The 21,570-nt window shown below is 55.2% G+C and carries 17 protein-coding genes, 5 tRNA genes and 5 other RNA genes; 3 read left to right on the plus strand and 24 right to left on the minus strand.

All coding sequences use genetic code 11. The features are described from left to right. Positions 1 to 65 precede the first annotated feature (65 nt). The 22 genes from GS12_RS23400 to trxA all read right to left on the minus strand — a co-directional run bounded on the left by GS12_RS23400 (position 66) and on the right by trxA (position 14,731). Positions 66 to 193: non-coding RNA, RtT sRNA (locus GS12_RS23400), on the minus strand. 34 nt (positions 194 to 227) lie between these two features. Continuing rightward, positions 228 to 355, minus strand: a non-coding RNA gene (locus GS12_RS23405) — RtT sRNA. Positions 356 to 389: 34 nt separating this feature from the next. Next, a non-coding RNA gene (locus GS12_RS23410) (RtT sRNA) lies at positions 390 to 517 on the minus strand. A gap of 34 nt (positions 518 to 551) precedes the next feature. Continuing rightward, a non-coding RNA gene (locus tag GS12_RS23415) (RtT sRNA) lies at positions 552 to 679 on the minus strand. A 34-nt stretch (positions 680 to 713) separates the two neighbouring features. After that, positions 714 to 790 (minus strand) — tRNA-Pro (locus GS12_RS15350). Positions 791 to 862: 72 nt separating this feature from the next. Then, positions 863 to 990, minus strand: a non-coding RNA gene (locus GS12_RS23420) — RtT sRNA. A 35-nt stretch (positions 991 to 1,025) separates the two neighbouring features. Next, positions 1,026 to 1,102, minus strand: a tRNA-Pro gene (locus tag GS12_RS15355). A 26-nt stretch (positions 1,103 to 1,128) separates the two neighbouring features. Further along, positions 1,129 to 1,215, minus strand: a tRNA-Leu gene (locus GS12_RS15360). Positions 1,216 to 1,230: 15 nt separating this feature from the next. Further along, positions 1,231 to 1,306 (minus strand) — tRNA-His (locus GS12_RS15365). A gap of 57 nt (positions 1,307 to 1,363) precedes the next feature. After that, positions 1,364 to 1,440, minus strand: a tRNA-Arg gene (locus GS12_RS15370). A gap of 168 nt (positions 1,441 to 1,608) precedes the next feature. After that, on the minus strand, positions 1,609 to 2,349 hold the full coding sequence (gene wecG, locus GS12_RS15375) for a lipopolysaccharide N-acetylmannosaminouronosyltransferase (protein ID WP_034948581.1): 741 nt from the start codon (positions 2,347 to 2,349) through the stop codon (positions 1,609 to 1,611). 48 nt (positions 2,350 to 2,397) lie between these two features. Then, the gene (gene wzyE, locus GS12_RS15380; protein WP_034948584.1) at positions 2,398 to 3,735 is read right to left on the minus strand and encodes an ECA oligosaccharide polymerase; all 1,338 of its coding nucleotides are present in this window, start codon (positions 3,733 to 3,735) and stop codon (positions 2,398 to 2,400) included. Next, positions 3,732 to 4,805: a TDP-N-acetylfucosamine:lipid II N-acetylfucosaminyltransferase gene (locus GS12_RS15385; RefSeq protein ID WP_034948587.1), complete on the minus strand. Its 1,074-nt coding sequence runs from the start codon at positions 4,803 to 4,805 to the stop codon at positions 3,732 to 3,734. The genes wzyE and GS12_RS15385 overlap by 4 nt, the downstream gene beginning before the upstream one ends. Next, positions 4,802 to 6,052 (minus strand): lipid III flippase WzxE, encoded by a 1,251-nt coding sequence (wzxE, locus tag GS12_RS15390; RefSeq protein ID WP_034948590.1) that lies wholly within the window; start codon positions 6,050 to 6,052, stop codon positions 4,802 to 4,804. Before wzxE ends, GS12_RS15385 begins: the two co-directional genes overlap by 4 nt. A 1-nt stretch (position 6,053) precedes the next feature. After that, positions 6,054 to 7,184 carry a dTDP-4-amino-4,6-dideoxygalactose transaminase gene (rffA, locus tag GS12_RS15395; protein ID WP_034948592.1) on the minus strand — a complete coding sequence of 377 codons (1,131 nt, stop codon included), beginning with the start codon at positions 7,182 to 7,184 and terminating at the stop codon, positions 6,054 to 6,056. A gap of 4 nt (positions 7,185 to 7,188) precedes the next feature. Further along, a complete protein-coding gene (rffC, locus tag GS12_RS15400) occupies positions 7,189 to 7,881 on the minus strand; it encodes a dTDP-4-amino-4,6-dideoxy-D-galactose acyltransferase (RefSeq protein ID WP_034948595.1) in 693 nt (230 codons plus the stop codon). Between the two features lie 36 nt (positions 7,882 to 7,917). Beyond that, a complete protein-coding gene (gene wecC, locus GS12_RS15405) occupies positions 7,918 to 9,180 on the minus strand; it encodes a UDP-N-acetyl-D-mannosamine dehydrogenase (protein WP_034948598.1) in 1,263 nt (420 codons plus the stop codon). Beyond that, a complete protein-coding gene (gene wecB, locus GS12_RS15410) occupies positions 9,177 to 10,307 on the minus strand; it encodes a non-hydrolyzing UDP-N-acetylglucosamine 2-epimerase (RefSeq protein ID WP_034948600.1) in 1,131 nt (376 codons plus the stop codon). The genes wecC and wecB overlap by 4 nt, the downstream gene beginning before the upstream one ends. 23 nt (positions 10,308 to 10,330) lie before the next feature. Further along, complete coding sequence (gene wzzE, locus GS12_RS15415; RefSeq protein ID WP_034948603.1) at positions 10,331 to 11,386, minus strand: ECA polysaccharide chain length modulation protein; 1,056 nt, start codon at positions 11,384 to 11,386, stop codon at positions 10,331 to 10,333. A gap of 32 nt (positions 11,387 to 11,418) precedes the next feature. After that, complete coding sequence (wecA, locus tag GS12_RS15420) at positions 11,419 to 12,516, minus strand: UDP-N-acetylglucosamine--undecaprenyl-phosphate N-acetylglucosaminephosphotransferase (RefSeq protein WP_034948606.1); 1,098 nt, start codon at positions 12,514 to 12,516, stop codon at positions 11,419 to 11,421. A gap of 267 nt (positions 12,517 to 12,783) precedes the next feature. Then, positions 12,784 to 14,043 (minus strand): transcription termination factor Rho, encoded by a 1,260-nt coding sequence (gene rho / locus GS12_RS15425; protein ID WP_034918596.1) that lies wholly within the window; start codon positions 14,041 to 14,043, stop codon positions 12,784 to 12,786. 355 nt (positions 14,044 to 14,398) lie between these two features. Then, the gene (gene trxA, locus GS12_RS15430) at positions 14,399 to 14,731 is read right to left on the minus strand and encodes a thioredoxin TrxA (protein ID WP_034918593.1); all 333 of its coding nucleotides are present in this window, start codon (positions 14,729 to 14,731) and stop codon (positions 14,399 to 14,401) included. A gap of 117 nt (positions 14,732 to 14,848) precedes the next feature. Between trxA and rhlB the strand changes: the two genes are divergently transcribed. Beyond that, complete coding sequence (gene rhlB, locus GS12_RS15435) at positions 14,849 to 16,141, plus strand: ATP-dependent RNA helicase RhlB (RefSeq protein WP_034948608.1); 1,293 nt, start codon at positions 14,849 to 14,851, stop codon at positions 16,139 to 16,141. A 7-nt stretch (positions 16,142 to 16,148) separates the two neighbouring features. Continuing rightward, entirely contained in the window at positions 16,149 to 17,633 is a 1,485-nt protein-coding gene (gene gppA, locus GS12_RS15440) for a guanosine-5'-triphosphate,3'-diphosphate diphosphatase (protein ID WP_034948610.1), read from the plus strand. Between the two features lie 7 nt (positions 17,634 to 17,640). On the opposite strand, the gene rep is transcribed toward gppA, so the two are convergent. Then, positions 17,641 to 19,674 (minus strand): DNA helicase Rep, encoded by a 2,034-nt coding sequence (gene rep / locus GS12_RS15445; protein ID WP_034948612.1) that lies wholly within the window; start codon positions 19,672 to 19,674, stop codon positions 17,641 to 17,643. 88 nt (positions 19,675 to 19,762) lie between these two features. Here rep and ppiC point away from each other — a divergent pair, with 88 nt between their 5' ends. Beyond that, positions 19,763 to 20,044 (plus strand): peptidylprolyl isomerase PpiC, encoded by a 282-nt coding sequence (ppiC, locus tag GS12_RS15450; RefSeq protein ID WP_034918584.1) that lies wholly within the window; start codon positions 19,763 to 19,765, stop codon positions 20,042 to 20,044. Positions 20,045 to 20,087: 43 nt separating this feature from the next. Here ppiC and ilvC read toward each other — a convergent pair whose 3' ends face one another. Further along, a complete protein-coding gene (ilvC, locus tag GS12_RS15455) occupies positions 20,088 to 21,566 on the minus strand; it encodes a ketol-acid reductoisomerase (protein ID WP_034948615.1) in 1,479 nt (492 codons plus the stop codon). Between the last annotated feature and the right edge of the window lie 4 nt (positions 21,567 to 21,570).

The raw sequence follows: 21,570 nt of genomic DNA on the forward strand, positions 1-21,570 counted from the left end.
AAAAAAAACCTGCTCTGAAAGCAGGTTTTTCTGTGGTGGTCGGCGAGAGAGGATGACGCTCTCTGCGAGAGCGCCCTGAGGATGACGCTCTCTGCGAGAGCGCCCTGCGGGCCGTTGCTGAAGCAACGTTGTCTCGCTACGCCCGGCTCAAACCTCCTTCGGAGGTTCTCATCCTCTGTTAATCACAGACGAAAAAAAACCTGCTCTGAAAGCAGGTTTTTCTGTGGTGGTCGGCGAGAGAGGATGACGCTCTCTGCGAGAGCGCCCTGCGGGCCGTTGCCGGAGCAACGTTGTCTCGCTACGCCCGGCTCAAACCTCCTTCGGAGGTTCTCATCCTCTGTTAATCACAGACGAAAAAAAACCTGCTCTGAAAGCAGGTTTTTCTGTGGTGGTCGGCGAGAGAGGATAACGCTCTCGTTGAGAGCGCCCTGCGGGCCATTGCTAAAGCAACGTTGTCTCGCTACGCTCGGCTCAAACCTCCTTCGGAGGTTCTCATCCTCTGCTAACCACTGGCGAAAAAAAACCTGCTCTGAAAGCAGGTTTTTCTGTGGTGGTCGGCGAGAGAGGATGACGCTCTCTGCGAGAGCGCCCTGCGGGCCGTTGCTGAAGCAACGTTGTCTCGCTACGCTCGGCTCAAACCTCCTTCGGAGGTTCTCATCCTCTGCTAACCACTGGCGAAAAAAAACCTGCTCTGAAAGCAGGTTTTTCTGTGGTGGTCGGCGAGAGAGGATTCGAACCTCCGACCCACTGGTCCCAAACCAGTTGCGCTACCAAGCTGCGCTACTCGCCGTAATCTGTTACTGCTTATTGAGCTTTTTTATGAACTCAAAAAAAACCGCTTCAAAGAAGCCGTTTTTGAAAGTGGCCGGCGAGAGAGGATGATGCTCTCTGCGAGAGCACCCTGCGGGCCGTTGCTGAAGCAACGTTGTCTCGCTACGCTCGACTCAAACCTCCTTCGGAGGTTCTCATCCTCTGTTAATGATCACAGAGGAAAAACCGCTTCAAAGAAGCCGTTTTTTTGAAAGTGGTCGGCGAGAGAGGATTCGAACCTCCGACCCACTGGTCCCAAACCAGTTGCGCTACCAAGCTGCGCTACTCGCCGAATACTGCAAAGCACTATCGATTTTGTGGTGCGAAGAGAGGGACTTGAACCCTCACGTCCGTTAAGACACTAACACCTGAAGCTAGCGCGTCTACCAATTCCGCCACCTTCGCATACCTGACAAAATCTGGGGTGGCTAATGGGACTCGAACCCACGACAACTGGAATCACAATCCAGGGCTCTACCAACTGAGCTATAGCCACCATCACTACTCTTTACTAACGCGGTTGTTACCACCGCAGCTCTTGCACACAACTTAATGGTGCGCCCGACAGGATTCGAACCTGAGACCTCTGCCTCCGGAGGGCAGCGCTCTATCCAGCTGAGCTACGGGCGCATAGCGCCGTTGCGGATGGGGATACTACGGATTTGAGCCGATCCTGTCCAGTGCTTTTTTCACAAAAAAACGCGTTTGCTTATGCTTTGTGCGTTCTGTCTAAAGCGCAGACGTTTTGTGCCCCATCCTCACGCGCACCAAGGCTTTTCTCCATAAAAAAGCCACGTTTTAAAGATCGCCCCGCCAGTGATAATTCGCATATTTCAGCAGCTTGAGCTGACGCCGTATTCGGGAGGGTTGCACAATCAGGCGGTAGAGCCACTCCAGGCCCAAACGCTGCCATATTTCAGGCGCCCGCTTCACATGCCCCGTAAATACGTCGTAGGTGCCGCCGACGCCCATATAGAGCGCCTGCGGATAGACGGCTTTGCAGTCACGCATCAGCACCTCCTGCCGCGGCGAGCCCATCGCCACCGTCACGATCCGGGCGCCGCTTGCGGCAACCCGCGCGAACAGCGCATCACGATCGGCCTGCTCAAAATAGCCGTTCTGCGCGCCGACAATATTCACGTTCCACTGTCGGCGAAGTTTATCCACCGTTTCCTGCAATATGGCAGCCTTGCCGCCAATCAGAAAAACCGGCGTTGCTTCACGCCCTGCGCGCGCCATCAACGCCTCCCACAGGTCGGCGCCTGCAATCCTTGAAACCTTTGCCTGCGGATATTTTTTACGAATTGAGCGCACAATGCTGATGCCATCGGCATATTTATATTCTGCTGCATCAATCAGTTGGTGGATCTCCGGCTGGCTTTCTGCGGTCAGCACCTTCTCTGCATTTATCGCCACCAGCGTACCGGTTTTCAGGCCATCAGGCTGATAGAGATAGTTAACAAACCCGGCCATATCACGAAACCCCAACAGCGTGAGACCACGGATTTGATATTGCGGCGCAGCGTTCAGGGAGTTCATGCGTTTTCCTTATTCATTCACAGCGTCAGGCAAACGGCCTGCTTAAAATCAGTGTTGCACGCGCATGGAGCCCCTGGCGCGAATCAGGCCAGCAGCGTCGAGGAAAGCGTAAAGCAGCTTGGCGACCACTACCGCTGCGACAAAAATCACGCAAAAGAACACCACACGCGATGCAAACGAATCCAGTCCTTCTCTGGCGAGCACGATCATATTAAATATCGCGCCAAAACAGAAACTTTGCAGAATTGCGCCCTTATAACGATTGCTCTCCTGCTGGCCTTTCACATACAGCCAGTCGAACCATTTGATGATCAATCCTACCAGTATCGCGCCGGGCAGGATAAATGCTGCGCCGCCCATGACCACCAGCGACCCCAGCAGCGTCGGCGAAATCGCCAGCCCTGAGTGATTATTCAGCACTTCCCAGGTGAAATAGTTTGCGCTGTTAAGGACGGTCGAAGGCTTGTCCGGCCACAGCCAGGAAGGAATGAAAACGTAGAAATCGCGTACGACAGGCGCCAGCCCCTGAAACTCAATTTTGTCATAGTTTTGCAGTAGCAGGGCCAGGTTTTCCCATGGCGAGAAGGTGTCACGCGTCAGATAAAGGAAGGTGTAAAAGGCCTCATCTCCGCTGACGTCAAGGTTATAGCGTCGAAGCGCCAGCCAGAACATACCGACAACGCCCGCGGCGCCTGCGGCCGCCAGCATCCACAACGTGATCCAACCGCGAATAATGCCGATGAACAGAAACAGGGCGAAAGCGATGATGATATTCGCCCGCGTTCCGCCGACGATCACGTAGGTAAGAAGGCCGAAGCTGACCGTCGCCGCAAGGAACAGCAGCCAGTTACGAAAGCGCGGATCGAGAAAATAGACCACCAGCATCGCAGGAATAAAGAAATAGAAAAAACGCTTAAGCGCAACACCGGAGACATCGCTGGAGAAAATCTGGCTGTAGCTGTGCAGTCTGAACAGCAAAAATCCGTTGTGTAAAAAGAACACCAGTACCGATCCCAGCGCAATCAGCGCCAGAATACTGAGCGTGAGCCAGGTCTCAATGCGATTAATGGTGAAGGCGGGCCGCGACGGCCGCGCGGACGTCGGCCTCAGCCGCGTTTTATAACTGATGTAATAAATGACATAGAAACCGGTGGCGGAAAGTAACGCCTGAAGCAGATATTCAGGCGGCACCACCTGCACGCCAAAGCGGAAAACCAGCAGGCAGGTCAGCGGAAAGCCAAAATAGAAGGTCAGCAGAAAAAGCAGCGAGAAAAAAACGTTAAAGTTGAATCGTACGCGCCGGAACTCGCGCCAGGTCAGCGTTAAAATAACGCCCAGCGAGAGCAGATAAACCACCAGCAGGCCAGCAAACTGCCATTCGGTCATGCCGTAGCTCCTTCCGCCAGGGCGAGGGCTTCTTTCCAGCCCGCAACGAAAGCGGGATCAAAAAAGGCGATGCCCGATTTATCCAGCAGGCTCATCTGTCGCTGCGCCTCGTCAATCAGTTTGCGATCGAGCGCATCACCGGTAAACAGCACCGGCACCTGCTGCGCAGCCAGATCCTGCCAAAAGGGATTTTTCCGGTTGATCACAAAAGGAATATTGGCCTGAATCAGCAGGCAAAGCGTGCCAATACCCTGCTGCCGCTCAAAAATAAAATAGCCCAAATCACAGCGTGAAATCAGTTGCAAATAGGCATTGAAATCGAGCTTATTGGTGAGGATCTGTAAGCTATCAGCGTTGAACAGCGCTTCCGCCGCCTGACGTACCTGTTGAACATAGGCTTCATTGTTTTCAGGGTAGCCTAACGGAATCACGACCGAAACGTCTTCGCCCAGTTGCTGGCGGATCTCGTGCAACGCCTGAATATGCCGATTGCTGGCGTCGCCGGAGTTACCAACAAGCACGGTCAGCTTCTCTGCTTTACTGGCCGCAGGCAGCGCCACTTTCGCCATCCGCGTCGGGAAATAGAGCACCGATGCCGGTACGCCCGGGTGCCGCTGATGGAAGAAGGCGATATCGCCCCTGGTAGCGAAAACATGCCCCACGCGCTTTTGCGCCAGCCGCCGCAGCAGGTAAAAAAGGCGAAAACGCCAGCCGCTTCCCTGCTCGTAAAGATCGGCGCCCCAGATATGCCACCAGGCCTGCGCAGGTTTTATTTTCCCGGCCAGCACCGCCAGCCAAAGCATCGGGTTGAACTGCCCGTGAAAGAAAAAGCGCGTTTGCCGATCTGCCATCGCGCGCGCCGTTACCGCCCGCGCGATGGCGCGTTTGTCCTGAAAAAAGCGCAGGGTCAGCGCGTCGTACGTCTCATCTGCGGGAGGCGCGCCGACTATCCAGAACTGGCGCGGCGCGGCAACGGGCAGCGCCTGCGGCAGCACGTCGTTAAAAAAGCGCAGCACCGTCTGATTATGATGCGGAATGGGCGAGCCGAGAACGTGGATAACTGTATTCATGCTTTTCTGCAATAAAGAATAAAGGCGCAGCAACAGAGCGCAAAATAAGTGACGTAGGTGGCCATATAGGCCTGCGCCGCGCCGCCTGCGCCGTGAAGCGGGATCAGCCAGCGCGCAAACAGCGTCAGCAAAATAAACTGGCTGACCTCCGTCAGGATATAAAACTTCAGCGATGATTTGGCAATCACCAGATAGCCAAAAATATACGCGCCTACCTTGAACACGTCGCCGGTGAGCTGCCAGATAAACAGATCGCGCATGCCGTGGAACTGGCTGGAAAAAAGCAGTCCGATCGCCACGTCGCGCAGCAGCCAGACGGTGAAGCTGACCGCGGCGACAGCGGGTAAAACAAAGCGCAGCGAGCGCAGGATCTCGCGGGAAATTTCCGCTTTACTGTTCAGACGAGAGAGCGTGGGCAGCAGCCAGACGGTGAATGACGCGGTGATGAACTGTAAATAGGCATCGGAAATCGTGGTTACGCCCTGCCAAAGCCCTACCTGCTGCCAGCCGCTGTGCGCGGCGAGCAGGTTACGCATCATGATCCACGCTACCGGCAGCGTCACGGCGGTGATAAGCGCCATCAGGGTAAACTTGCTGAGGTTCCGGGCGATGGCGCCGTGCCAGGCAGGCTTGAGAAAATGAAGCGGCAGGTGCTCACGCGTAGCCAGCATCAGAGCTGCCGGGATCACCACCAGCGCGGGCACCATCGCCAACCCAACCAGCGCGCCGCTGTAGCCGCCAAGCCAGTAGCAAACAAACCAGGCGGCCACGCCGATCAGGCTGCCGATGATGATTGCCAGCGCGTTGCCGCGCGCATCGCGGAAGCCCTTAACGATGGCCAGCAGCAGGTTTGCCCAGGCAATACCCAACTGAAGGAACGCGACAATACGTATCACGTTCTGGTAACCATCGTGACCAAACAGCCCCCTGCCGATGGGCGCGGCAAAGAGTAAAAAGATCACCGCCAACAGCGTGGAGAAGCCCAGCACCATCGCCGATGCCGTACCGAGCAGTTCACGCAGCTGCTGAGGATGCGTCTGATGTTCCGCGACGTAACGCGTCACGCCATTGAAAATTCCGGCCCCCGCCAGCACGCCCAGCACGGTAATCAGTTGCCGAAAATTGCCCGCCTGCCCCACGCCGGACGGTCCAAAAGAGACCGCCAGCATTTTCACTACCAGCAGACCGGCAGCGATTTTTACCAGCGTGGAGGCCGCCGTCCACACTGACGCTTTTGCTAATGACATATCAGGAAAAGTAGCTAAGCAGCGAGTTAATAACCGTTTTCTGATTATTATCAGAGAGGTTATAAAACAGCGGCAGCCGCAGCAGGCGTTCACTCTCAGACTGCGTGTGACGATCTTCGCCGTTAAAGCGGCCAAATCGTTGCCCCGCAGGAGAAGTATGCAGCGGAATGTAGTGGAAAACGGCCAGAATTTCGGCTTCTTTCAACCAGTCAATTAACGCGCTGCGATCTTCAATATCACGCAGTTTGATGTAAAACATGTGTGCGTTATGCTGGCAAAGCGGCGGAAGAGAAGGCAGGACAAGACGACCGCTTGCCGCAACGGGCGCCAGCGCATCGTAGTAGCGTTGCCATAGCTGAAGGCGTCGCTGGTTAATCTCTTCAGCGGCTTCGAGTTGCGCCCATAAATACGCTGCCTGAATATCGGACATCAGGTAGCTTGAACCAATATCGCGCCAGGTGTACTTATCAACCTGACCACGGAAAAACTGGCTGCGATTCGTGCCCTTTTCCCGCACGATCTCCGCACGTTCAACGAGTTTTGCATCATTGATCAGCGTCGCGCCACCTTCGCCGCCCGCCGTATAATTTTTCGTTTCATGGAAGCTGAAGCAGCCAATGTGACCGATCGTACCCAGCGCTTTGCCTTTGTAACCGGACATAACGCCCTGTGCCGCGTCTTCGATCACGTACAGGCTGTACTTTTCGGCGATAGCAATAATCGTATCCATTTCGCACGCCACGCCTGCGTAGTGAACGGGCACAATCGCTTTGGTCTTGTCGGTAATCGCCGCCTCAATCAGAGTTTCATCAATGTTAAGCGTGTCCGGGCGAATATCCACAAAGACGATAGTCGCGCCACGCAGAACGAACGCATTTGCCGTAGAAACAAAGGTGTAGCTCGGCATGATCACTTCGTCGCCGGGTTGAATATCGATCAGGATCGCGGCCATTTCCAGCGAGGCGGTACAGGATGGGGTCAGCAACACTTTTTTACTGCCAAAACGATGCTCCAGCCACTGCTGACAGCGCCGGGTGAAACCGCCGTCGCCGCACAGTTTGCCGCTGCTCATGGCAGAGCGCATGTAGTCAAGTTCGGTGCCGACAACCGGCGGTGCGTTAAATGGGATCATAGCGTTACCTGTAGAGCCACCAGGCGGTGCGTTCAATCACACCGCCGCAGCGTTGATAAAGTCGGAGCGCGGCCAGATTGCTCAGTTGCGTTGCGACATGCAGGCGCGACAGTCGGCGGACGCGACACCAGTCGGCGGCGGCGGCCATCATGCGATAGCCGACACCCAACCCCTGCGCCTCCGGCAGCGTTGCCAGCAGGCCGACACGACCGCTACCGTCAGGCAGCTCGCGCAGCGAGATAAAACCCTGCATCGCGCCGTTTTCATCAGCGGCGAGAAGGCACTGATCATCGAACGCGCCCAGCACCGCGTTTTCAATCCATTGCGCATAGAAGCGACCGCTGTCGCCGGGTTGATACCAGGGCGCACGAAAGCGGCTCCAGGCAAATGCTTCGCTGGCGGCCTGGCGCAGCGCCGGGATATGTTCAGCCCGTGCGATACGGATGCCTTCGGGCCGCGACGCGGCGTCAACGCTCAGCACAAAATCCGCTTCGCCTTCTACCAGGCGAAAACCCAGTTCCCCCAGCGCATCCAGTTCCGCCGTCTGCTGCGACAACACCTTCGCCTGCACCACATCATAGCCATGCAGCATCGCTTCGGTCAGCGGCGCATCGCCGGTGAGGTCGATCAGCCCGCTTTGCCGGCTGAAAAATTCACTTTCCCAAATCAGGGGTTTAATAGTGGCGCGGACGGACATCGGAGCGATCCACCATAGTGTGCCGGTAACGACGTTTCACTGCCAGATTCCTTTGGTATCGACCCGCCAGGACGATGATACGTACGCCATATCAAGCTGCCTGAAAACGCTGTGATCGACCAGCAAAACATGCACATCGGCCCGCGCCAGCGCCGCGTCGGGCGACACCAGTTCAGCTTTATTCGTTAACGACGGTGGAAGGCGCGTGATATGCGGCTCCACCACCAGCGTGGCGCCAGGGTGCCAGTCAGCAATCATCGTTGCGACGTCCATTGCCGGGCTTTCACGCAGGTCATCGATATTCGGTTTGAACGCCAGACCGAAGCAGGCGATAGTCAGCTCGCTGGCGCGCTTGTCGCTGGCTGCCAGACACTCTGCCACGGTTTTTTTCACCTGCTCAAGCACCCAGTGTGGTTTGGCGTCATTGACTTCGCGGGCCGTGCGAATCAACCTGGCCTGAATCGGATTCTGCGCCACAATGAACCACGGATCGACGGCGATGCAGTGACCGCCAACGCCAGGCCCCGGTTGCAAAATGTTGACGCGCGGATGGCGGTTCGCCAGGCGGATCAGCTCCCACACGTTGATGCCCTGATCGGCGCAGATAAGCGACAGTTCATTGGCGAAGGCAATATTCACATCGCGAAAGCTGTTTTCCGTCAGCTTACACATCTCTGCCGTACGCGCGTTTGTCACCACGCATTCGCCTTTAAGGAAAATCGTGTACAGGTCGCACGCCAGCCGGGAAGCGGTTGGCGTCATTCCGCCAATCACGCGATCGTTTTTAATCAGTTCGACCATAACGTTCCCCGGCAACACACGCTCCGGGCAGTACGCGATATGAATATCGGCGTTATCGCCCGCCTGCTGCGGAAAGGTCAGATCCGGACGCGCTGCCGCCAGCCATTCGGCCATTTGCTCGGTGGCGCCTACCGGCGACGTGGATTCGAGGATCACCAGATTTCCGCTTGCCAGCACGGGCGCAATGGACTCCGCAGCGGCCTTCACAAAACGCATGTCCGGCTGATGATCGCCTTTGAACGGTGTAGGAACGGCGATCAAAAAGGCATCCGCCGCCATCGGGCGCGTTGCCGCATGCAGGAAACCCTGCCCGACTGCGGCTTTCACTACCCGATCGAGATCAGGCTCAACGATGTGGATTTCACCACGGTTAATGGTTTCCACCGCGTGCGTATTAATATCAATGCCGATAACGCGCGTTCGCCGTGAAGCAAAAGCCGCTGCGGTCGGCAGGCCGATGTACCCCAGCCCGATAACAGAGATGGTATTGAAATTCATAAACTAACCCGATTATTTTTTAGCGCCTGCACGATACGCTGGCAGGCATGGCCGTCTCCATAAGGGTTGTGGGCACGGCTCATTGATTGATACGCCTCTTCATCCGTAAGCAGGCGGGTAACTTCGCTGACGATTTTCCCGACGTCCGTACCCACCAGGCGTACCGTCCCGGCCTCAACCGCTTCGGGACGCTCGGTGGTATCGCGCATGACCAGCACCGGTTTGCCCAGCGACGGCGCCTCTTCCTGAATACCGCCGGAATCAGTGAGGATCAGCCACGAACGCACCATCAGCCAGACAAACGGCAGGTACTCCTGCGGCTCGATCAAAAAGATATTGTCGATATCGCGCAGGATGCGATTCACCGGTTCGCTAACGTTAGGATTCAGATGAACCGGATAGACGATTTGCGCATCGGGATGGCGACGCGCAATTTCCGCCAGCGCGCTGCAAATCCGTTCAAAACCCCCTCCAAAGCTTTCGCGTCGATGACCGGTTACCAGGATCAGCTTTTTATCGTCATCAAGAAAAGGATAATGGTGGGACAGGCTGGTGCGAAGGCTTTCATCATTCAACACGCGGTCGCGTACCCAGAACAGGGCGTCAATCACCGTATTGCCGGTCACGAACATCCGGTCGCTGCGGAGGTTTTCACGCAGCAAATTGTCCCTGGCGGCTTCCGTTGGCGTGAAGTGCCAGGTCGCCAGCCTGCCGGTCAGCGTGCGGTTAGCTTCTTCCGGCCAGGGTGATAGCAGATCGCCGGTGCGTAACCCGGCCTCAACGTGCCCGACCGGAATGCGATGGTAAAATGCCGCGAGGCTGGCGGCAAAGGTGGTAGTGGTATCGCCATGCACCAGCACCACATCAGGCGCGAAGTCAGCAAAGACCGTTTTCAACCCTTCCAGAATACGGCTGGTAATCTCAGTCAGGCCCTGGCCTGGCCGCATAATGTTGAGATCGTAATCCGGTACGACCGCAAACAGCTGTAAAACCTGATCGAGCATCTCGCGGTGCTGCGCGGTGACGCACAGACGCGTCTCTATCTCGCTATCCTGTGCGAGTGCATGAACCAGCGGAGCCATTTTTATCGCCTCCGGGCGCGTGCCAAAAACAGTTAATACTTTCACTGTTGCTCTCTTTCGTTCATCTGTTAAACCGCCGGATAACCGTCTGGCGTCCGTTTTACAGGACGGCGAACCAGCGCAACGCCTGCGCCAACCAGCGCGCCAACCGTGCCCCACATAAACATCAGGAAAAGACGGCGCGGGCTGTCGCGCTTCACCGGCTCTTCCGGTGTACGCAGGAAACGATAGGTGTTAAAAGTCTTGACCAGGACCGGCCCGACGTTGAGCGTGCCCAGCATTGCCCTGTTCTGATCATAGTCCAGATCAAAGCCAGGCCCGCTGGTCTGAAGGCTTTCCAGCCGCGCCTGAAGCAATGGGCGGCCTAATAAAAAAAGTTCGGAGTCGGGAAGCTGCTGCGATGGCGTATCCGTTTTCGCCTGCTCCAGCCCCTGCTGCTGAGCAATTTTCAACGCCTGCTGCACGCTGTTGAGCTGGCGATCGTAGATGGCCTTCGCCACCGCTTCCTGCCTCTTAACCTGCGCTTTTAACTGAATAGTGCGCGCAGCCCAGGCACCGGTCAGTTCTTCGTTAAGATGCGTGGCGGCTCGCTCATTGGCAAACGTCACGTACTGTCGCAGCAGCGTATTGGCATCCTTCGCCGTTTCCGCCACCAGTCTGACGCTGTCGCTTTGATTTTTTGCGGGGTCGGCGGGCTGAAATTGAATATCGCTGGTCAGCTTGTCCAGCAGCACCGCGTCTTCGCTGGCGTTACCGCGTTGACGCTGCTTGTAATAGTCCGACTTCAGCCAGAACTCGCGACGCGTGTCATAAGCCGAGAGTTGCATAACGAACTCCTGATAGGCTTCATCCATTATTGAAGGTGGCGTAACGGTTAACGTGCTGGCGCGAGAATCCAGATTATTGAGGAACTGCTGCTGTGAATAATAGCCGCCGAGCAAATTGACCGTAGGACGATCGGTAACGGCGGTGGCGCTCCATTGAGGCGTGATCAGGAAGGTGGCGGCAAAAGTCAGCAGTGCAAACGCCAGGGCGCCGCCTGCAATCCAGATTTTGCCTCGCCACAGCGCGTTAAAAAGACCGCGGAGATCCAGTTCGTTATCAATAACCTCAGGAGGCGTCATACATAATCATCCTTTTTATCGGGCGTCAGACATCAGTCAGTAGAGGAATCACTCGCGCTGCGACGCATACGACGCTTAAGCCTTTTAATATAACGCGCCACGCGCCACGCTCGCTTAATACAGTAGCCATAGAGCATAAAGGCCAATAAAAACAGCACCAGCATCATCCATTCAGGAATAAAACTGAGGTATTCCCCCAGCACGCCAACCGCAGCCAGCAACGCAGCGGCGGCGGTGATCAAGACAAATGCCTGCCGCGACGTAAAGCCAGCCCGCATGATCAGATGGTGGATATGCTGGCGGTCTGCCGAAAAAGGACTCATCCCCTTACTCAGGCGGCGATACATTATTGCCACCATATCCATCAACGGAATGGCAATGAGCCATAACGCGGTCACCGGCGTGATCGGATGATTTTTCCCCTGCGTCGCTTCAAGCAGGATCCAGATGATAGTGAAACCGATTAGCGTGCTGCCCGCATCGCCCATAAATACTTTATAGCGGCGGCCAAAGACACCCATATTGAGCAGGATGTAAGGCACGATCGCCGCAATCATCGCAAAGCACCAGACGGCCAGGCTTTGCTGTCCGTCGAACAGGAGGATGATGCCCATAGCGAGGAAGGTCACGCATGAAAGGCCACCCAGCAGACCATCAATGCCATCAACCATGTTAAAAGCGTTGATGGCAGCCCAAACCGCAAACAGCGTTAGCACATAGCCGAATGGGCCGACCACCAACTCCCACGGGCCAAAAATGTAGCCAAGACTGAGCAGATAAAGATTCGCTGCGAACATCATCACAATTGCCACGCCAGCCTGAACGGAGGCACGTAGCTTCACGCTGATATCAAATCGATCGTCCAACGCCCCAATAAATACCAGGGCGGCGGCACAGCCGATGTAAAGAAGCGCATGAGGGATGTAGTAATTTGTGAAAGTAAAAGTAAAGCAGATACCGGCAAAAACTGAGATACCACCAACGAGGGGAATCACTCCTTGATGACGTTTGCGATAATTGGGTTTATCCACTAATCCTATTTTCTTCGCTGCTTTTCTGGCAAAAAAGAGAAAAACCAATGAAAAGATGAAGATAAACGCAAGTTCCGTACTCAAATTGAGTAAATTCACATTAACCAGCTCTCTGCTATGAACTTAACTATAGAGGGCGTACATTGTGCCAAATACGTCGTTAAGATTCTGAATTTTTTTGAGCAAATTGAACGATCTGGATCAGAAATGCCTGTTCCGCCCACGCGACACGTTTGCCTGATTTATCGTATTAGTGAAATATCGTATAACTCAAAAATGAAAAACGCCACGTTTATACGTGGCGTCAGGCGCGTTTTTCGCCGCTCAGGCCCGCAAATGCAGAGCCTATCCGCGAGCTGATGAGCGTTAAGAACGCTTCATCATATCAAAAAACTCGTCATTCGTTTTGGTCATGGCTAACTTGTTAATGAGGAACTCCATTGCGTCGATTTCACCCATCGGATGAATGATTTTGCGCAAAATCCACATTTTTTGCAGCTCTTCAGAGCTGGTAAGCAGCTCTTCTTTACGCGTACCTGAGCGGTTGTAATCGATGGCAGGGAACACGCGCTTCTCGGCGATTTTACGTGCCAGATGCAGTTCCATGTTGCCCGTACCTTTAAACTCTTCGTAGATGACCTCATCCATTTTCGAACCGGTGTCGACCAGCGCGGTGGCGATGATGGTCAGGCTTCCGCCCTCTTCCACGTTACGCGCGGCACCGAAGAAGCGTTTTGGACGATGCAAAGCGTTAGCATCCACACCACCGGTCAGAACCTTGCCGGAGGCAGGCACAACGGTGTTGTAGGCACGTGCGAGACGCGTGATGGAGTCCAGCAGAATAATGACGTCTTTTTTGTGTTCAACCAGACGCTTCGCTTTTTCGATCACCATTTCGGCAACCTGAACGTGACGGGACGCGGGCTCATCAAACGTCGAGGCAATCACTTCACCCTTAACCAGACGCTGCATTTCGGTAACTTCTTCAGGACGTTCGTCAATCAGCAGCACCATCAGCACGCAGTCTGGATGGTTGTAAGCGATGCTCGTTGCGATGTTTTGCAGCAGCATCGTTTTACCGGCTTTAGGCGGCGCCACGATCAGGCCGCGCTGGCCACGACCGATTGGCGAAGCCAAATCCAGCACGCGCGCCGTCAGATCTTCGGTAGAACCGTTGCCGCGCTCCATGCGCAAACGAGAGTTAGCATGCAGCGGCGTTAAGTTTTCAAACAGAATCTTATTACGCGCGTTCTCAGGCTTGTCGTAGTTGACTTCATTAACTTTCAGCAGGGCAAAATAGCGCTCGCCTTCTTTTGGCGGACGAATTTTACCGGCGATAGTATCGCCTGTGCGAAGGTTAAAACGGCGAATCTGGCTGGGGGAAACGTAGATATCATCAGGACCGGCGAGGTAGGAGCTGTCTCCGGAACGGAGAAATCCAAATCCATCCTGCAATATTTCTAAAACGCCGTCGCCGAAAATGTCTTCGCCGCTTTTAGCATGCTGCTTGAGAATGGAGAAAATGATGTCCTGTTTGCGCATACGCGCCAGGTTTTCCAGTCCCATATTTTCGCCGAGTGTAATCAGGTCAGAAACCGGCGTATTTTTTAATTCGGTAAGATTCATAATGGTGGGTTCTTAAACTCGGGGTAAATCTCGAAATGTTTGTCGTAAGTGGAATGGCGAAAAATCCATGCCTGTTAACAGCATTCTCATCAGGCTCCCCTCAACGATCGCGTACAGGATAACGAAGATCTTAAATGAGGAGACGGTAAGGACAAGATGCTGGAAGTGCTGATGATGCTAACCGTCAGATTGCTGAGTTGCCGTAAGTCGGTCACGTACAATGCTCAACAAGGGGTAATTCTAAGATTCTAACTACAGGTAAGTGCGTAGTGCAGTAGAGGTAAATTAGCATGCTTAATGCTGGTCGTCCAGCGAAGAGCGAAAAATTCACTCAACGCCGGACGTCGGGTAGCCATTAACCCAGGTTAGCGTTCAGAAATTCTTTCAGCTGACCTTTAGAAAGCGCACCAACCTTGGTGGCTGCCACTTCGCCGTTCTTAAACAGCAGAAGCGTTGGGATGCCGCGAATACCGTATTTCGGCGCGGTGCCAGGGTTGTCGTCGATATTCAGTTTCGCCACCGTCAGTTTGCCGTCGTACTCTTCAGCAACTTCATCCAGTATCGGGGCGATCATTTTACACGGGCCGCACCACTCTGCCCAAAAATCGACCAGCGTCAAACCGTCAGCTTTCAATACGTCGGTTTCGAAGCTGTCATCGGTCAGGTGCACAATTTTATCGCTGCTCATGTCTTACTCCAAAAGATTATGCCTGGCTGATTGGCGTAAAATCTGCCAACGTAGGTTGACTTTATTTCACCGGATACGCTTTCGTAAAGCAATAGTAAGCTGATATTCTACCACACTATGAGCAAAACACACTTAACCGAACAGAAGTTTTCCGACTTCGCCCTGCACCCTCAGGTGATTGAAGCCCTTGAAACTAAAGGCTTCCATAACTGCACGCCTATTCAGGCACTCGCATTGCCTTTTACGCTTTCAGGGCGTGATGTTGCGGGTCAGGCGCAAACCGGTACCGGAAAAACGATGGCGTTTCTGACGTCAACGTTTCATCATCTTCTTTCTCACCCGGCGCCGGAAGGCCGTCAGGTCAATCAGCCACGCGCGCTGATCCTGGCCCCAACGCGCGAACTGGCCGTGCAGATTCATGCCGATGCCGAACCGCTGGCGGCCTCTACCGGTCTGCGCTGTGGGCTGGCCTACGGCGGCGATGGCTACGATAAACAGCTCAAGGTGCTGGAAAGCGGCGTCGATATTTTAATCGGCACCACCGGCAGACTGATCGACTACGCCAAGCAAAACCACGTTAACCTGGGCGCCATTCAGGTCGTCGTACTTGATGAAGCCGATCGCATGTTCGATCTCGGCTTTATTAAAGATATCCGCTGGCTGTTCCGCCGCATGCCTGCCGCGAACCAGCGCCTGAATATGCTGTTCTCCGCAACCCTCTCTTTCCGCGTGCGCGAGCTGGCATTTGAAAACATGCACAACGCGGAATATGTCGAAGTCGAGCCGGAACAAAAAACCGGTCACCGCATTAAAGAAGAGCTTTTCTATCCGTCTAACGAAGAGAAAATGCGCCTGCTGCAAACGCTGTTGGAAGAAGAGTGGCCGGATCGCGCCATTATTTTCGCCAATACCAAACACCGCTGTGAAGACATCTGGGGTCACCTGGCCGCCGACGGTCATCGCGTTGGCCTGTTGACGGGCGACGTCGCGCAGAAGAAGCGTCTGCGCATTCTGGACGACTTCACCAAAGGCGACGTTGATATTCTGGTTGCGACGGATGTCGCCGCACGGGGTCTGCATATTCCTGCCGTCACGCACGTTTTTAACTACGATCTGCCGGATGACCGCGAAGATTACGTTCACCGCATCGGCCGCACGGGCCGCGCAGGCGCCAACGGGCATTCAATCAGTCTGGCCTGCGAAGAGTACGCCCTGAATCTGCCGGCGATTGAAGAGTACATTGGCCACAGCATTCCCGTTAGCCGCTACAACAGCGAGGCGCTGATGAACGATCTGCCGCCGCCTAAGCGGTTGACGCGCAGCCGTTCCGGCAATGGCCCGCGTCGCGGCGGCAACAATAATCGTCGCGGCAGCGCGCCGCGCAACAACAACCGTAAACGGTCAGGTTAAGGCGACTATGCTGCGCGCATCATCACTTTATGCTGCGATAGATTTAGGATCGAACAGCTTTCATATGCTGGTGGTGCGCGAAGTGGCGGGCAATATTCAGACCGTTGCGCGCATTAAACGCAAAGTGCGTCTGGCGGCCGGCCTGAACAGCGACAGCCATCTTTCCGATGAAGCAATGGCGCGTGGATGGCACTGCCTGCGGCTGTTCTCCGAACAGCTTCAGGACATTCCGTCCGGCCAGATCCGCGTGGTGGCAACGGCTACCCTGCGGCTGGCGACCAATGCCGCCGACTTCCTTGATAAAGCGCAGCAGATTCTTGGTTGTCCGGTAAATGTGATTACCGGCGAAGAGGAAGCACGCCTGATTTATCAGGGCGTGGCGCATACCACCGGCGGCTCTGATAAGCGCCTGGTGGTGGATATCGGCGGCGGCAGTACTGAACTGGTTACGGGAAGCGGCGCGCAGACCACTTCCCTGTTCAGTCTTTCCATGGGTTGCGTCACCTGGCTTGAACGCTATTTTGCCGACAGGCATTTGGGTCAGGAAAATTTTGAACAAGCGGAACAGGCCGCGCGCGCAATGATCCGTCCGGTAGCCGATAAGCTTTGCGAGCACGGCTGGCAGGTGTGCGTCGGCGCCTCTGGTACGGTTCAGGCGCTTCAGGAAATTATGATGGCGCAGGGAATGGACGAGCGCATCACCCTTGGCAAGCTGCAACAGCTTAAGCAGCGCGCCATTCAGTGCGGCAAGCTGGAAGAACTGGAGATTGAAGGGCTGACGCTGGAAAGAGCGCTGGTTTTTCCGAGTGGATTATCGATTCTTATCGCCATATTTACTGAGTTGAACATCCACAGCATGACGCTGGCCGGCGGCGCGCTGCGCGAAGGTCTGGTTTACGGCATGCTGCATCTGCCGGTGGATCGCGATATTCGCAGCCGTACGCTACACAACATCCAACGCCGCTTTGCGATTGACGTGGAGCAGGCAGAGCGTGTGCGCCAGCTGGCGGAAAGCTTCACGCGTCAGGTCAGCCAGAGCTGGAAGCTGGACGAACGATGTCGTGAATTACTCGACAGCGCCTGCCTGATCCATGAAATTGGCCTCAGCGTCGATTTCAGACAGGCGCCTCAGCACGCCGCATACCTTATTCGCCATCTCGATCTTCCTGGTTTTACGCCCGCTCAGAAAAAGCTGCTCGCCACGCTGCTGCAAAATCAGATAAACGGTATCGATCTGGCGTTGCTGGCGCAGCAAAACGCCGTGCCGCCGCGCATGGCTGAACGCCTTTGCCGTCTGCTGCGTCTGGCGATTATCTTTTCCAGCCGCCGCCGCGACGATACGCTGCCCGCGGTCAGGCTGCATGCCGACGACGACACGCTGAGCATCACCCTGCCTGCTGACTGGATGGAAGCGCATCCCCTGCGTGCAGAATTGCTTGAGCAGGAGTGCCACTGGCAGAGTTACGTGCACTGGCCGCTGGTGATTTTATAGGTAAACCTTAGCTGCCGCCCGACCCGCCTTTCGCTTTTTCCAGCATCGCCTTCAAACCGGCCACGCGGCTCTGGCCGGTTTGCATCCGCTGCTCGGCGCTGACTACTTTGCGTTCCGTCTCCCAGTTAAGATCGTCCTGCGGCAGTTCCAGCAGGAAGCGGCTGGGCTCGGGACGCACCAGCTCGCCGTACTGGCGGCGCTCGCGACACAGCGTAAAGGTCAACTCCTTCTGCGCGCGGGTGATGCCTACGTAAGCAAGGCGTCGCTCCTCTTCGATATTGTTTTCATCAATGCTGCTCTGGTGCGGCAGCAGCGCTTCTTCCATGCCGACCATGTACACGTAAGGGAACTCCAGCCCTTTCGACGCGTGGAGCGTCATCAGCTGCACCTGGTCGGACTCTTCATCGCTTTCGCCTCGCTCCATCATGTCGCGCAGCGTAAAGCGCGTGACCACCTGCGTGAGCGTCATCGGCTCATCGATGTCGCTGCCTTCCAGCATTTCCGTCATCCACTGAAAGAGCGTGTTAACGTTTTTCATGCGCATCTCAGCGGCTTTCGGGCTGGGCGAGGTTTCAAACAGCCAGCTCTCGTAGTCGATGCCGCGGATCAGGTCGCGAACGGCTGCGACCGGCTCACGATCGGCCAGTTGAGCAATCTCTTTCAACCAGTAAGTAAACCGTCGAAGCGCTTCCAGCCCTCTCCCCGACAGCGTTTGCTCCAGGCCCATATCAAAGCTGGATTGAAACAAACTTTTATTGCGATGCGTCGCCCATTCGCCCAGTTTTTGCAGCGTCGTTGCACCAATTTCGCGGCGCGGCGTATTGATAATACGCATAAAGGCGCTGTCATCGTCTGCATTGGTCAATACGCGCAGATAGGCGAGCAGGTCTTTGATTTCCGGTCGCGAGAAAAACGAGGTGCCGCCGGAAATGCGATAGGGAATGCGGTTCTGCATCAGCATTTTTTCAAAGACGCGCGACTGATGGTTGCCACGATAGAGAATGGCGTAATCTTTATACTGCGTTTTATTGATAAAATGGTGGGCGATCAGTTCACCGGTCACGCGCTCCGCCTCGTGATCTTCGTGATTTGCCATCACCACTTTCAGCTCTGCGCCATAGCCCAACTCAGAGAACAGCCGTTTTTCAAAGACGTGCGGATTATTGGCGATAAGGATGTTCGCCGCTTTCAGAATGCGCCCGGACGAGCGATAGTTCTGTTCCAGCTTGATGACCTGAAGCGCGGGAAAATCCTCTTTCAGCAGCACCAGGTTCTGCGGCCTGGCGCCGCGCCAGGAGTAAATAGACTGATCGTCGTCACCCACTACGGTGAAACGCGCCCGCGCGCCAACCAGCAGCTTCACCAGCTCGTACTGGCTGGTATTGGTGTCCTGATACTCATCCACCAGCAGGTAACGAATGCGTTGCTGCCAGCGCTCAAGCACTTCTGTGTTGCGCTGAAACAGCAGCGTGGGCAGCAGGATCAGATCGTCAAAGTCCAGCACGTTGCACGATTTTAAGTGACGATCGTACAAACCGTAGCAGTGTGCAAACAGCCGATCGCGCTCCGATTTCACCGACGCGGCCGCGCGTGCCGGATCCATCAGATCGTTCTTCCAGTTGGAAATCGTCGAGATCAACTGTTGCAGCAGGTTTTTGTCATTTTCCAGCCACTCTTCGGTCAGGTCTTTCAGCAGCGCAAGCTGATCCTGATCGTCGAACAGCGAGAAGTTCGACTTCATGCCCAGCGCCGCATACTCCCGCTTGATGATCTCCAGCCCCAGCGTATGGAAAGTGGAGATCATCAGCCCGCGCGCCTCTTTTCGGCCCAGGGTTTGCGCCACGCGCTCTTTCATCTCGCGTGAAGCTTTGTTGGTAAAGGTGACGGCTGCAATGTGTCGCGCCTGATAGCCGCATTCACGGATCAGATGGGCGATTTTATTGGTGATCACGCGCGTTTTGCCCGATCCCGCACCGGCCAGCACCAGACAAGGCCCGGTGACAAATTCGACGGCGTGTTGCTGGCCAGGATTAAGACGCATAAGAAGGGTGCTCAGTGAAATGACAGGAAGAATGAATTTACAGCGTGGTAGTATAGCCAGCTACAACTCCAGGACTCAAGGTTCGATCATGGCAAAAACAGCAGCAGCAATGCACATCCTTGTTAAGGAAGAGAAACAGGCGCAGGACATTCTGGCGCAGTTGGAACAGGGCGCCGATTTTGAAAAGCTGGCGAAAAAGCATTCAACCTGTCCGTCAGGTAAGAAAGGCGGCCATTTAGGTGAATTCAAACAGGGCGCGATGGTGCCGGCGTTCGATAAAGTGGTGTTCTCCTGCCCGCTTCTGGTGCCTTACGGTCCGCTGCATACCCAGTTCGGTTATCACGTTATTAAAGTGCTTTACCGTAACTAAAAAAAAGAGCGGATATCCGCTCTTTTCAGGTGTGCGCTCGCGGTCAGCCCGCAACGGCAATACGTTTCATATCGGTCATGTAGCCACGAAGTTTACGGCCAACGGCTTCGATAGCATGATTACGGATCGCTTCGTTGACGTCACGCAGTTGGGCATTGTCGACGGTCGCCGAAGCGGCTGCCGTTTTGCCCAGATCGCCGGCCTGTAGCGTGGTCATAAACTCTTTCAGCAGCGGAACCGCCGCGTAAGAGAAGAGATAGTTACCGTATTCGGCGGTATCTGAAATCACCACGTTCATCTCATACAGACGCTTACGCGCAATGGTATTGGCGATGAGCGGCAGTTCGTGCAGTGATTCGTAATAAGCAGACTCTTCGATAATGCCCGCATCAACCATGGTTTCAAACGCCAGCTCAACGCCCGCTTTAACCATGGCGATCATCACCACGCCCTGATCGAAATACTCCTGCTCGGCAATTTTGCCTTCAAACTGCGGCGCGGTTTCAAACGCGGTTTTACCGGTTTCTTCACGCCAGCCCAGCAGTTTTTTGTCATCATTGGCCCAGTCGGCCATCATGCCGGAAGAGAACTCACCGGAAATGATATCGTCCATGTGCTTCTGGAACAGCGGCGCCATAATTGTTTTCAGCTGTTCTGAAAGCGCATACGCACGCACCTTCGCCGGGTTAGACAGGCGATCCATCATCAGCGTGATACCGCCCTGCTTCAGCGCTTCGGTGACGGTTTCCCAGCCAAACTGAATCAGCTTTTCGGCATAGGCAGGATCGGTGCCTTCCGCCACGAGCTTGTCAAAGCACAGCAGAGAACCGGCCTGCAACATGCCGCACAGAATGGTCTGCTCGCCCATCAGGTCAGATTTCACTTCCGCAACGAAAGAGGATTCCAGCACGCCCGCGCGGTGTCCGCCGGTGGCTGCCGCCCAGGCTTTAGCAATCGCCATGCCTTCGCCTTTCGGATCGTTTTCCGGGTGAACGGCAATCAGCGTCGGCACGCCGAAACCACGCTTGTACTCTTCGCGCACTTCGGTGCCGGGGCATTTGGGCGCAACCATTACCACGGTAATGTCTTTACGGATCTGCTCGCCGACTTCAACGATGTTGAAACCGTGCGAGTAGCCCAGCGCCGCGCCGTCTTTCATCAGTGGCTGAACGGTACGCACCACGTCGGAGTGCTGCTTGTCCGGAGTCAGGTTAACCACCAGATCGGCCTGCGGCACCAGCTCTTCATAAGTGCCCACTTTAAAACCGTTTTCGGTGGCTTTACGCCAGGAGGCGCGTTTCTCAGCAATGGCTTCCGCACGCAGCGCGTAAGCGATATCAAGACCGGAATCACGCATGTTGAGGCCCTGGTTGAGGCCCTGAGCGCCGCAGCCCACGATGACGACTTTTTTGCCTTTCAGGTAGCTTGCTTCATCGGCGAATTCATCGCGTGTCATAAAGCGACATTTACCTAACTGCGCTAACTGGTTGCGCAAATTCAGCGTGTTGAAATAGTTGGCCATGGGT

Origin of the sequence: Erwinia oleae (assembly GCF_000770305.1) — a bacterium.
GTDB classification, from domain to species: domain Bacteria; phylum Pseudomonadota; class Gammaproteobacteria; order Enterobacterales; family Enterobacteriaceae; genus Erwinia; species Erwinia oleae.

Bases quoted from the DNA above. Each gene is read 5' to 3' on its own strand.
- ilvC (WP_034948615.1), bottom strand. From the start codon at position 21,566: ATGGCCAACTATTTCAACACGCTGAATTTGCGCAACCAGTTAGCGCAG.
- wzxE (WP_034948590.1), bottom strand. From the start codon at position 6,052: ATGTCATTAGCAAAAGCGTCAGTGTGGACGGCGGCCTCCACGCTGGTA.
- wecG (WP_034948581.1), bottom strand. From the start codon at position 2,349: ATGAACTCCCTGAACGCTGCGCCGCAATATCAAATCCGTGGTCTCACG.
- trxA (WP_034918593.1), bottom strand. From the start codon at position 14,731: ATGAGCAGCGATAAAATTGTGCACCTGACCGATGACAGCTTCGAAACC.
- wecC (WP_034948598.1), bottom strand. From the start codon at position 9,180: ATGAATTTCAATACCATCTCTGTTATCGGGCTGGGGTACATCGGCCTG.
- rffC (WP_034948595.1), bottom strand. From the start codon at position 7,881: ATGTCCGTCCGCGCCACTATTAAACCCCTGATTTGGGAAAGTGAATTT.
- wzyE (WP_034948584.1), bottom strand. From the start codon at position 3,735: ATGACCGAATGGCAGTTTGCTGGCCTGCTGGTGGTTTATCTGCTCTCG.
- rho (WP_034918596.1), bottom strand. From the start codon at position 14,043: ATGAATCTTACCGAATTAAAAAATACGCCGGTTTCTGACCTGATTACA.
- rep (WP_034948612.1), bottom strand. From the start codon at position 19,674: ATGCGTCTTAATCCTGGCCAGCAACACGCCGTCGAATTTGTCACCGGG.
- gppA (WP_034948610.1), top strand. From the start codon at position 16,149: ATGCTGCGCGCATCATCACTTTATGCTGCGATAGATTTAGGATCGAAC.
- GS12_RS15385 (WP_034948587.1), bottom strand. From the start codon at position 4,805: ATGAATACAGTTATCCACGTTCTCGGCTCGCCCATTCCGCATCATAAT.
- rffA (WP_034948592.1), bottom strand. From the start codon at position 7,184: ATGATCCCATTTAACGCACCGCCGGTTGTCGGCACCGAACTTGACTAC.
- ppiC (WP_034918584.1), top strand. From the start codon at position 19,763: ATGGCAAAAACAGCAGCAGCAATGCACATCCTTGTTAAGGAAGAGAAA.
- rhlB (WP_034948608.1), top strand. From the start codon at position 14,849: ATGAGCAAAACACACTTAACCGAACAGAAGTTTTCCGACTTCGCCCTG.
- wzzE (WP_034948603.1), bottom strand. From the start codon at position 11,386: ATGACGCCTCCTGAGGTTATTGATAACGAACTGGATCTCCGCGGTCTT.